We start from the raw sequence: 10668 nt of genomic DNA, 5'->3' as shown, positions 1-10668 counted from the left end.
GACGGTCAGGTCATCGGCGAAGTGCCGGTCGCCGGTGGCGTCAGGCACGTACTTCACGGTGACAACGATCCTCAAGCTCACGCCGGCTCTCCTACTGCATCGTCTTTACTGGGCTGCTGCCTTGCTCTGGCCACTGCCTTCTTGCAGGCAGCATAGGCGCCTGAAGGGGCGGATCCCGGTCGGGGCGGCCCGCGCTCCGACCAGAATATTACTCGCCAGTACACCTATTGCATTCCCACTAAGCAAGCGCTTTGAACTGTGACCTTCCCAACGCTCTGTAATCGGGCGTCGGGAGGGCCGTTCGGGAACTTTCAGTCGCGCAGCGCGTTGAAGCGCCCTTGGTGGTAGAGCAGCGGCCGCCCCGCTCCTGCGGGGTCCCCCACGACCGCCTCCGCGAGCACGATCCGGTGGTCACCGGCGGGCACCCGGGCGGCGACCCTGCACACCAGCCAGGCCAGCGTGCCGTCGAGCACGGGCACACCCTGGGGCCCCTCGTACCAGCGCGTGTCGGCGCCGAAGCGGTCGGCGCCGCTGCGCGCGAAGGTCGTGGCGAGGTCGAGCTGGTGCTCGCCGAGTATGTGGACGCCGACGTGCTCGGCCTCCGCGACCGCGGGCCAGCTGGAGGCCCCCGTACCGATACCGAACGAGAGCATCGGGGGCTCGGCGGAGACCGAGACGAGCGAGGTGGCGGTGAAGCCGACGGGCCCGGCGGGCCCCTGCGCGGTGATCACGGCGACTCCCGCCGCGTGCTGCCTGAAGACGGAGCGCAGGAGGTCGGGGGAGGCGAGCTGGGGGGTGCGGAGATCGGGCGTGGCCGTCATGGACGTGTCCTTCTGCAGGAGGTACGAGCGGGTCCGTGGCTGCTCAGCAGCCCGGACAGCGCGCACTTGCATGACGGGCGAGGTCCACGTGGACGCGCTCGTAGAGAAGGAGCTCCGGAGGCATGGGAGCAGGCTGGCGATAGATGCCGGGGGCAGTCAAGTCCGTTCCGCGATGTGAAAACCGGCTCGCGGCGTCCTGGACCTGCGTCGACGCGATCTTCCGCCCCCACCTCGTCGCCATCTGCCGCCCCTGTGCCACGCCGTCCCATCCCTGTCTCGCGCCCGTGCGTTCCTGCCTCATGGCGCTCCTCCCCCGCACGCTCCGGTCTCACACGGCCTTGCCGAGGGCGGCGATCACATCGGCCTTGCGCGGCTGGCCGGTCGCGCGCCGCACGACACGTCCGTCCGCGTCGAGCACCAGAACCGTCGGTGTCGTGAGGATGCGCAGGTCCCGTACGAGTTCGAGTTCGGCCTCGGCGTCGATCTCCACATGGGAGACGCCGGGCACCATTTCGGCCACGTCCGCGAGGACGCGCCGGGTGGCCCGGCAAGGCTGGCAGAAGGCGCTGGAGAACTGCACGAGTGTGGCGCGCTCCCCCAGTTCGCGGCCCGCCCACACGCCCGGTGCCGGCTCGTCGATGCGGTCTCCCGCGTCGCGTATCCGCACGTCAGCCTCCCGCCCCTGCGTCATGATCCAACCGTCCTCGGCTTCAGCGCCCGCGCGCCCGGGAACATTCCCAACGTGACGAGAATCTCGCGCTCCCCGGGCACGATGGCTGGCCAGCCGTCCGTTCTTGGGGCACGATCTGCGCAACGCCGAAAAACCTACGGCTGCGTAACTTCCCGCCGGGAGCCCCCTCCCAAGGCAGACACGAAGGGCCCTCCCCACCCATGGCAGAGCTTGTCTACCGTCCGGTCGTCGGAGCCGCGAAAACGCTGTTCAAGGCCTGGGACCTGAAGATCGACTGCAAGGGGTCGGAGAACATCCCTCGCACCGGCGGTGCGGTCCTCGTCAGCAACCACATCAGCTATCTCGACTTCATCTTCGACGGCCTCGCCGCCCTGCCGCAGAAGCGGCTCGTGCGCTTCATGGCCAAGGAGTCGGTGTTCCGGCACAAGATCTCCGGTCCGCTGATGCGCGGGATGAAGCACATCCCCGTCGACCGCACGCAGGGCGAGGCGGCCTACCAGCACGCGCTCGACTCGCTGCGCTCCGGGGAGATCATCGGCGTCTTCCCCGAGGCGACGATCTCGCCGTCGTTCACGCTGAAGTCCTTCAAGTCCGGCGCCGCGCGCCTGGCGCAGGAGGCCGGCGTCCCGCTGATCCCGATGGCGCTCTGGGGCACGCAGCGGCTGTGGACCAAGGGGCAGCCGCGCAACTTCAAGCGCAGCCACATCCCGATCACGATCCGGGTCGGTGAGCCGGTGGAGGCCCCCAAGGACCAGTTCGCGGGCGCGATCACCCGGCGCCTGCGCGATCGCTGCCAGGAACTGCTCGAAGCCGCGCAGCGCGCCTATCCCGTACGCCCCAAGGGCCCGGACGACACGTGGTGGATGCCGGCGCACCTCGGCGGCACCGCGCCGACTCCGGCCGAGGTGAAGGCCGCCGAGGCGAGCTGAATCGATTGGCCCGGGCGCTTTGCCCGCCCGGGTGCTTCTACGCCCCCTGCGGCGCGTGGACGGTCAGTCGCGCGCCGGGGCTGAACTTGGCGAGCAGCTCGGCCAGTTCGGCGCCCGCCGCCTCGACACCGGAGTCCGGCCCCATCCCCTCCAGCAGGAAGATGGCGTTGGCCGACTCCTCGGTGAGGCGGGTGCGCGGACCCTGGCGCCAGTTCCAGCGCCGGCAGGTGACGCCCTCGTCGTCGCACCAGACGACCTCGCCCGCATCCGGGTGCTCCACGGCCTGCTCGCCCGCGGCCATGGTGACGAAGTCCTCGGTGCCGGTGGCCCGCACCAGGCGCATGCCGCCCTTGATGTGGTCCAGGTCCTCGCCGCCGACCGGGATCAGGTGGGCGACGCTGATCGCGTTGTAGACGTCGACGAGGGTGTTGATCCGCGGCAGGCCGCCGTCGGCGAGGGCACGCTTGGCCAGCGCCTCGGCGGAGTTGCGGGTACGGGAGGGCTTCGCGCCGAAGGCGGTGTACGCCGCGCGCCAGGCCACCATGTGCGGGTCCTCGTGCGGGGCACGGCCCGCAAGCCGCTCGGTGAGGCGGCGCGCGGCCTCGTCGAGCAGGGCCGAGGTCTCGTCGGTGCTGGGCGCGTTGACGAGCCCGTAGGCCTCGATGGCGACGTGGGTGAAGCCGGGCGCGATGGCGCGCACGTCGTCGGTCACGGTGATCTGGAAGGTCATCGTCTGCCTTGCGTTCAGAGTGCGTCGGGGAGGGTCTCCCACAGGTACGGCCGGTCCGGGGCACCCTTCAGGGCGCGGAGAACCACCGCATGTGGTGCAGCATAGAGTACTGGATAGTCCACCTCACTGGACTCAGCATTCACCTTGAAGGCGAGGCGCTCGCCGCCGAGCGAGAACCGGGCGTCGACGCCGGGCTTGTTCCCGCGGCAGTCCTGCCGGTGCCAGGCGCCCTGGAAGCGGACGGCGAGCAGACCGTGCACGACGTACCCCGTCCCCGCGTCGTGCGTCAGCCGCTGGTAGCAGAACGCGGTGGGGATGTCCTCGGCGCGCAGCAGCGCGGCCAGCGCGTGGGCCTTGGCGTGGCAGATGCCCGTGCCCTGCTCCAGGACGTCGGAGGCGCGCCAGGTCACGCGCGGGTCGCCGCTGTCGGCGGAGTGCGGGATGGCGTCGCGTACGAAGTCGTAGGCCGCGTGAGCGTATGCGTATGAATCCGTGGCATCGGCGGCGAGGCGCGCCGCGGTCTCGCGGACGAGCGGATGATGGTGATCGACGACCTCGTCGGCGGCCAAGTAGGCGGAGAGGTCGGGGGTTTCCTGGATCAGCTGCATGCCACGGGAGCATAGAAATGCGACCGACCGTGAGTCAATGCTTTTACGGTCGATCGCATATCTATGCAGTTCTGGCGCGTGGATCAGGGCTGGTCGGTCAGCGCGATCCGGTCAGCGTGCCATCTCTTCCTTGAGCGCCGCGACGAACCCGTCCACGTCCTCCTCGCGCGTGTCGAACGCGCACATCCAGCGGACGTCGCCCGCCGCCTCGTCCCAGAAGTAGAAGCGGTACTGCTTCTGCAGCCGCTCGCTCACGTCGTGCGGAAGCCGCGCGAAGACCGCGTTGGCCTGCACCGGGTAGAGGATCTCCACGCCGTGGACGGCGCGCACCCCTTCGGCCAGGCGCTGGGCCATCTCGTTCGCGTGCCGGGCGTTGCGCAGCCAGAGGTCCTTGGCCAGCAGGGCCTCCAACTGCACCGACACGAAGCGCATCTTGGAGGCGAGCTGCATGGACAGCTTGCGCAGGTGCTTCATGTGGCTGACGGCGTCCTGGTTGAGGACGACGACCGCCTCCCCGAACAGCGCGCCGTTCTTCGTGCCGCCCAGGGACAGGATGTCCACGCCGACCGCGTTCGTGAACGTCCGCATGGGGACGTCCAGGGACGCGGCGGCGTTGGATATCCGCGAGCCGTCCAGGTGCACCTTCATGCCGAGCTTGTGCGCGTGATCGCAGATGGCGCGGATCTCGTCGGGCGTGTAGAGCGTGCCCAGTTCGGTGTTCTGCGCGATCGAGACCACCTGCGGCATCGCCCGGTGCTCGTCGTCCCACCCGAACGCCTGCTTGTCGATCAGCTCGGGGGTGAGCTTGCCGTCGGGCGTGGGCACCGTCAGCAGTTTCAGGCCGCCCATGCGCTCGGGAGCGCCGCCCTCGTCGACGTGGATGTGCGCGGACTCGGCGCAGATCACGGCGCCCCAGCGGTCGGTGATCGCCTGGAGCGCGACGACGTTGGCCCCCGTGCCGTTGAAGACCGGGAACGCCTCGGCGGTCGGGCCGAAGTGGCCGCGGATGACCTGCTGGAGGTTGGCCGTGTAGTCGTCCTCGCCGTACGCGATCTGGTGGCCGCCGTTGGCCAGCGCGATGGCCGCGAGCACCTCGGGGTGGGCGCCCGCGTAGTTGTCGCTGGCGAACCCCCGTACATCCGGGTCGTGATGGCGGCGTGCGTCGGTCTTCGGAGGGTTCACGGCTTCTCTGTCACGGGGGTCGCGAGCGGTCACGGCTTCTCGGTCAGCCACAGGCGGGTTCCGTTCACTTCTGCGGCGGGCCGCTCCCAGACCCCGGCGATGGCCTCGGCCAGCTCCGTGACGTCCGTGAAGCCCGCGAACTTCGCGTTGGGCCGCTCCGCGCGCATCGCGTCGTGCACCAGCGCCTTGACCACCAGGATGGCAGCCGCCGTCCTCGGGCCCTGCTCGCCCCCCGCCTTGCGGAAGGCATCGCCCAGGGCGAGGGTCCAGGCCTCGGCGGCGGCCTTCGACGCGGAGTACGCCGCGTTGCCCGCCGTGGGCTTGGAGGCGCCGGCCGCGCTGATCAGGAGATAGCGGCCGCGGTCGCTGCGCTGCAGGCCGTCCTGGAAGGCGAGCGAGGTGTGCTGCACGGTGCGGATCAGGAGCTTTTCCAGCAGGTCCCAGTCGGCGAGGTCGGTCTCGGCGAAGGTGGCGCTGCCGCGCCAGCCGCCCACGAGGTGGACCAGGCCGTCGATCCGCCCGAACTCCTTCTCCGTGCGGGTGGCCCACTCCCGGGTCGCGTCCAGGTCCAGGAGATCGACCGTGTCGCCTATGACGGTGGCCCCGCCGTGCGCGTACCGCGCCGCGTCCACGGCCTCCGCGAGGCGCGCCACGTCGGCGTCGGACGCCACGACCGTGGCACCTGCCTCCGCGAGCCTCAGCAGCGTGGCACGGCCTGCCGGACCGCCGGCCCCCGCGACCGCGACCACGGCTCCATCGAGTGCGGACATCGTCCTCGCCTCCTTGGTGGTGCGGTCGTTCATGCGGCGACCTGCTGGGCGCCCGCCGCGGTGATCCCCTTGGTCTCGGCGATCACGTGCTTGAGCTTCTTGGAGAGCGCCTCATAGAACATGCTGAGCGGAAACTCGTCAGGAAGCACGTCGTCGACCAGTTTTCGGGGCGGAAGCTGCACATCCAGCGCGTCGGGGCCCTTGGCCCAGCGCGATCCGGGGTGCGGGGCGAGGTACTGGGACACCAGGTCGTACGCGGCGAACCAGTGCACGAGCTTGGGGCGGTCGATGCCCGCGCGGTAGAGCTCCTCGATCTCGGCGCACAGCTGGTTGGTGACCTGCGGCGCACGCTCCCAGTCGATCTTGAGCTTGTTGTCGGTCCAGCGGACTACGTCGTGCTTGTGCAGGTACGCGAAGAGCAGCTGGCCGCCGAGCCCGTCGTAGTTCTTGACGCGGTCGCCGGTGACCGGGAAGCGGAACATCCGGTCGAAAAGTACGGCGTACTGCACGTCACGCGCCTGCGGGATGCCCTCGGCCTCCAGCTTCACGGCCTCCTTGAAGGCGGTGAGGTCGCAGCGCAGCTCCTCAAGGCCGTACATCCAGAACGGCTGCCGCTGCTTGATCATGAAGGGGTCGAAGGGCAGGTCGCCGTGGCTGTGGGTGCGGTCGTGGACCATGTCCCACAGGACGAACGCCTGCTGGCAGCGGTCCTGGTCGCCGATCATCTCGCGGATGTCGTCGGGCAGTTCGAGCCCGAGGATGTCGACGGAGGCCTCGGTGACGCGGCGGAAGCGGGCCGCCTCGCGGTCGCAGAAGATGCCGCCCCAACTGAAGCGCTCGGGGGCCTCGCGCACGGCGATGGTCTCGGGGAAGAGCACGGCCGAGTTCGTGTCGTACCCGGCGGTGAAGTCCTCGAAGGTGATGCCGCAGAACAGCGGGTTGTCGTAGCGCGTGCGCTCGAGCTCGGCCAGCCAGTCCGGCCAGACCATGCGCAGCACGACCGCTTCGAAGTTGCGGTCCGGATTGCCGTTCTGCGTGTACATCGGGAAGACCACGAGGTGCTGCAGACCGTCCTCGCGGTGCGCCGCGGGCTGGAAGGCCAGCAGCGAGTCGAGGAAGTCCGGCACCTTGAAGCCGTCGTCCGCCCAGCGCCGCAGGTCCGCGCCGAGCGCCTGGTGGTACGCGGCGTCGTGCGGCAGGAGCGGGGCGAGCTGGTCGATCGCGGATATCACGCGGTCGACGGCGAGTTCGGCCACGGACTTCGCCGGGGCACCCTCCGCGTCGAAGTCGATCGAGCCGTCCGCGGACTGCCACGGGCGGATCTCTTCCACGGCGTCCTTGAGCATCGGCCAAGCCGGGTGCTCCACGACCCTTCCCATGGGGGCACCCCCACTCGCGGGAGGAACCGTCTCCTCCGTAACCCTCTGCACAAGAATTTCCGTCACTTGTCAACCTCCACGGGAGAACCTCGCGTATGGACACCGTATGCGTGCAAGGTTCTCCACCACAAGAGGAGGCTCGGGAAATTATCCTGTGACACCCCCAACATCACCGCTAATTTTCCTGCCGGATACCGTCGCGGCGATCGCTTCTGCCACATCTGCCACCGCGGCCCGCGCATCCTCCAGGAGCCGCGGGAAGCCCAGGAAGCCGTGGAACATCTCCGGATAGTGCCTCCGCGTCACCGGAACCCCCGCCCGGCGCAGCTCGACCGCGTACGCGGCGCCCTCGTCGCACAGCGGATCACAGCCGGCGGTGACGAGGTGCGCGGGCGGCAGCCCCGCGAGATCCGCGCGCAGCGGCGAGGCGTAGGGATGCGCACCGTCGCCGTCGGGCCCCAGATACTGCTCCCAGAACCAGCGCATGTGCGCGGCGGTGAGGAAGTATCCGGACGCGTTCGACGTATACGAGCCGCTCCCCTGCCCCGCGTCGAGCACGGGGTAGATCAACAACTGGAGTGCGACGGCGGGCCCTTCGCGATCCCGCGCCATCAGGGCCGCGACGGTGGCGAGCCCGCCCCCGCTGCTGTCCCCGGCCGTCACCACGGCACCCGGCTCGCCGCCGAGCGCGCCCGCCCGGGTCTCGCCCGCGGCCCAGCACAGGGCGGCGTACGCATCCTCGGTCGCGGCGGGAAAACGATGCTCGGGGGCGAGGCGATAGGCGACGGAGACCACGACGGCACGGGCCTCGGCGCAGAGGGTACGGGCCGTGGAGTCGTGGGTGTCGAGGCCGCAGAGGGTGTAGCCGCCGCCGTGGAAGAAGACGACGGTGGGGCGGGGATGAGGGCGAGGGTGGGGGCGGGAGTGGGGGCGGGAGTGGGGGCGGGAGTGGCTGGTGACGTCGGGCCAGTAGATGCGTACGGGCAGGCCGGGGCCACCGACGGGTCCGGGGATGACCCGATCTTCGACCACCCCCACGGCCGGTGTCGCCTTCCCGCTGCCGGATGCGGGAGCGGCGGCGAGGATGCGGCGGGCTTCGGCGGCGTCGGTGACGGTGCCGCCGAGGTCGGGAAAGGCGGCGCTGAGGGCATCGACAAGGGGGCGGGCGCCGGGGGCGAGACGGTCACTGTCCGCGTCATCGGCCGTCACGGGGTCATCACCCCACCTCCTGGGCACGGAAGTACGGGATGACCTTCTCGCCCCACTGCCTCGAGGGACTGCGGGCATCGGGGGCAAGACGGTCACTGTCCGCATCGTCGGCCGTCACGGCGCCATCACCCCACCTCCTGGGCACGGAAGTACGGGATGACCTTCTCGCCCCACTGCCGCAGGGTCTCCATGCAGGCCTCCTGCGGGACGGTGCCCATCTGGATGAGGCACATGATCTCGTCGGCCCCGGCATCGCGAAGCCGCTCGACATAGGCGATGGCGTCGTCGGCGGTCCCATAGGCATGATCGACATTGAAGGTGGCGGTGGAGGTGGGCCGCACCGGGATGTTGTGCTCGTGCAGCCGCGCGACGACCTGCTCGGCGGCCTCGCGCATCGCGGCAGCCTCATCGGCGCCTTCGACCACGGCCTCGTCGGGGATGCCTGCTCCGCCGTACCAGTGTCCGATGGACTGCGCGAAGAACCGCTGCCCGCGGATGCCGATGCGCTGGGCCGCGTCCCGGTCGTCGAGCACGATGGTCGGGCAGAGCACGGAGAAGTGGTCGTTGACGACGCTGGACACGAAGCGGGCATCGCCGCGGCCGGCGATCGCAGCGTCGTACGCCGCACGCATCTCGGTGATGGACTCCGGCCCCGCGAAGCCCATCACCAGGGCACCGATGCCGAGTTCGGCGGCCTGCGTCAGGGTCTCGGTCCGGCTACAGGCGAGGAAGAGCGGGGGGTGGGGGGTCTGGCGGGGCCGCGGCAGGATGGGATGCGGATCGATGTCGAGCAACGCCCCGTGGTGCTCCAACTCCTCCCTCTCCCAGGCCTTCCCGATGATCTGCAGGGCTTCCTCGACCTCCTGGGTCGTACGATCCTTGTCGACGCCGCAGAGTGAGGTCTCCTGGAGCGTTCCGCCCCGCCCCGCCCCGAGGTCGAGCCGCCCGCCGGACAGCAGGTCGAGCATGGCGGCACGCTCAGCGACCCGCGCGGGGTGGTTGAACCGGAACGGCATACAGACCACGCCGTGCCCGATACGGATGGTGCTGGTGCGCGCGGCGACCCAGGTCAGGAAGATCTCGGGGGCGCTCATGTGGGCGTACCACTTGAGGGAGTGGTGCTCGACCGCCCATACGCGGTCGAATCCCATCTGCTCGGCCAGGACGGCCTGTTCGACGCTGTCGCGGATGAGTTGATGCTCGCGCTCGACGGTGGGGTCGGCGAGCTGAGCTTCGAATATGACGGAGAACTTCACGTGCCCTCCTGGGGGTTGAGCCGCTGCGGCGGGGTCGCCCTTGTTTCGATTAGCCATATGACTAGTCGTCAGATGTCGAAGTCGCAAGGGCTTGTGCGCAGGGATCTCCCGGAACGAGGGTCGGGCGCCTGGCGGGTTGCGAGTTGGTGATCAGTGGCGGGCGCCGCCCGACCGGAGCCCATGGACGCGAGGGCCAGGCCCCTGCCGACCGGCTCGACGCCTGGCTGGGTCCGCTGGATCACGCCCAGCTCACTGCGGCGCTTCTCGCAGGGATGACGGTACGGAGAACACGATCGTCATGGCCTGGGAGAACACGATCGTCATGTCCTGCCGGTGCGCTTCGGGTGCCAGTCCGCCTCGGACCAGCCGTACTCCGCGAAGTCGTCGGGGACCTCCCCACAAGGGGCGTAGACACTGATGAACAGAGTCGTGGTCGAGTCGTTCCACCGCACGTCGACCTGGTCGCCGCTTTCCGGGTCTTCGAACCGGAAGCCCAACTCGCGGAGGGCGGCCCCTGCACGGTCGCCATCGTGGGTGTGCTTCCATCCCTGCTTCACCAGCCGCTGACGCACACGCTGTTGTGCGTCCCGTGCGGTGGCCTCGGGGACGTGGGGCACGCTCCAGTCGAGTCCGAAGCTACGGACGTCGCTGCGTGCCTCGTCGATGTGGGCGAAACCCCTCAGCCCTCGGTAGTAGCAGGCGCCGGTAGCGATCTTGCCCGGGGCCGCGGCGTACTTCCCGGACTTCCCGTATTTCCCGGATTCCTCGGGCATCTCGGGCATCTCGGACAGGGCGAAGTCGTCGTACACCTCGTCGGACCGGTCCTTGAGTCGTTGCGCGACCGCGTCGGGGTCGACCGACGGGTACGGCTCGCCGTTCCACACCTTCCCCACCTGCCCCACCACCAAGTTGCCCACGACGGCGACAGCGACTGCCAGCGCCAGCCCTGCGACGGCATGGGGGATGGGCCGCCCGAAGGATCGGACTCTTCGTACAGGGGTCTTGAACATGCAGGTGACGGTAGGCGTCAGCGTGGTGCGGCACATGAGTAGCAGTACCCAAGCAGTACCCAGGTGAGTTCTGGGCGCCTACG

Annotated in this window: 11 protein-coding genes and 1 pseudogene; 1 reads left to right on the top strand and 11 read right to left on the bottom strand. The window is 69.6% G+C overall.

All coding sequences use genetic code 11. The annotated features are described in order from the left end of the window. From ACZ6ZP_RS37095 to ACZ6ZP_RS37085, 3 genes and pseudogenes are all read right to left on the bottom strand, one after another. A pseudogene (locus ACZ6ZP_RS37095) lies at positions 1–81 on the bottom strand (electron transfer flavoprotein subunit beta); the annotation flags it as partial. Between the two features lie 230 nt (positions 82–311). Next, a complete protein-coding gene (locus tag ACZ6ZP_RS37090) occupies positions 312–821 on the bottom strand; it encodes a flavin reductase family protein (protein ID WP_351171446.1) in 510 nt (169 codons plus the stop codon). 328 nt (positions 822–1149) lie between these two features. Continuing rightward, positions 1150–1512: a thioredoxin family protein gene (locus ACZ6ZP_RS37085; protein ID WP_351171449.1), complete on the bottom strand. Its 363-nt coding sequence runs from the start codon at positions 1510–1512 to the stop codon at positions 1150–1152. 200 nt (positions 1513–1712) lie between these two features. On the opposite strand from ACZ6ZP_RS37085, the gene ACZ6ZP_RS37080 reads away from it, so the two are divergent. Continuing rightward, entirely contained in the window at positions 1713–2441 is a 729-nt protein-coding gene (locus ACZ6ZP_RS37080) for a lysophospholipid acyltransferase family protein (RefSeq protein ID WP_351171452.1), read from the top strand. Positions 2442–2478: 37 nt separating this feature from the next. Here ACZ6ZP_RS37080 and ACZ6ZP_RS37075 read toward each other — a convergent pair whose 3' ends face one another. The 8 genes from ACZ6ZP_RS37075 to ACZ6ZP_RS37040 form a co-directional block, all read right to left on the bottom strand. After that, positions 2479–3171 carry a B3/B4 domain-containing protein gene (locus ACZ6ZP_RS37075; protein ID WP_468618191.1) on the bottom strand — a complete coding sequence of 231 codons (693 nt, stop codon included), beginning with the start codon at positions 3169–3171 and terminating at the stop codon, positions 2479–2481. A 14-nt stretch (positions 3172–3185) separates the two neighbouring features. Beyond that, positions 3186–3779, bottom strand: a complete 594-nt coding sequence (locus tag ACZ6ZP_RS37070; RefSeq protein WP_469410188.1) for a transglutaminase domain-containing protein — start codon at positions 3777–3779, stop codon at positions 3186–3188. Between the two features lie 111 nt (positions 3780–3890). Then, positions 3891–4961, bottom strand: coding sequence for a threonine aldolase family protein (locus ACZ6ZP_RS37065; RefSeq protein ID WP_351171461.1), 1071 nt, complete (start codon positions 4959–4961; stop codon positions 3891–3893). A gap of 29 nt (positions 4962–4990) precedes the next feature. Then, positions 4991–5764, bottom strand: coding sequence for an SDR family NAD(P)-dependent oxidoreductase (locus ACZ6ZP_RS37060; protein WP_351171464.1), 774 nt, complete (start codon positions 5762–5764; stop codon positions 4991–4993). After that, positions 5761–7176 carry a DUF6421 family protein gene (locus ACZ6ZP_RS37055; RefSeq protein ID WP_469410187.1) on the bottom strand — a complete coding sequence of 472 codons (1416 nt, stop codon included), beginning with the start codon at positions 7174–7176 and terminating at the stop codon, positions 5761–5763. Before ACZ6ZP_RS37055 ends, ACZ6ZP_RS37060 begins: the two co-directional genes overlap by 4 nt. A gap of 81 nt (positions 7177–7257) precedes the next feature. Further along, complete coding sequence (locus ACZ6ZP_RS37050; protein WP_469410186.1) at positions 7258–8319, bottom strand: alpha/beta hydrolase; 1062 nt, start codon at positions 8317–8319, stop codon at positions 7258–7260. A gap of 125 nt (positions 8320–8444) precedes the next feature. Beyond that, entirely contained in the window at positions 8445–9575 is a 1131-nt protein-coding gene (locus ACZ6ZP_RS37045) for an LLM class flavin-dependent oxidoreductase (RefSeq protein WP_469410185.1), read from the bottom strand. A gap of 320 nt (positions 9576–9895) precedes the next feature. Then, a complete protein-coding gene (locus ACZ6ZP_RS37040; RefSeq protein WP_469410184.1) occupies positions 9896–10585 on the bottom strand; it encodes a hypothetical protein in 690 nt (229 codons plus the stop codon). Positions 10586–10668 lie beyond the last annotated feature (83 nt).

This window comes from Streptomyces sp. NPDC054047, from assembly GCF_055585065.1.
The sequence above is the reverse complement of the archived record's forward strand: the minus strand, read 5'-3'. Positions and strand labels throughout refer to the sequence as shown.

What these genes read in the sequence shown, in the direction of transcription:
- ACZ6ZP_RS37070 (WP_469410188.1), bottom strand. Translation starts at nt 3,779, where the DNA reads ATGCAGCTGATCCAGGAAACCCCCGACCTCTCCGCCTACTTGGCCGCC.
- ACZ6ZP_RS37080 (WP_351171452.1), top strand. Translation starts at nt 1,713, where the DNA reads ATGGCAGAGCTTGTCTACCGTCCGGTCGTCGGAGCCGCGAAAACGCTG.
- ACZ6ZP_RS37040 (WP_469410184.1), bottom strand. Translation starts at nt 10,585, where the DNA reads ATGTTCAAGACCCCTGTACGAAGAGTCCGATCCTTCGGGCGGCCCATC.
- ACZ6ZP_RS37060 (WP_351171464.1), bottom strand. Translation starts at nt 5,764, where the DNA reads ATGAACGACCGCACCACCAAGGAGGCGAGGACGATGTCCGCACTCGAT.
- ACZ6ZP_RS37075 (WP_468618191.1), bottom strand. Translation starts at nt 3,171, where the DNA reads ATGACCTTCCAGATCACCGTGACCGACGACGTGCGCGCCATCGCGCCC.
- ACZ6ZP_RS37085 (WP_351171449.1), bottom strand. Translation starts at nt 1,512, where the DNA reads ATGACGCAGGGGCGGGAGGCTGACGTGCGGATACGCGACGCGGGAGAC.
- ACZ6ZP_RS37090 (WP_351171446.1), bottom strand. Translation starts at nt 821, where the DNA reads ATGACGGCCACGCCCGATCTCCGCACCCCCCAGCTCGCCTCCCCCGAC.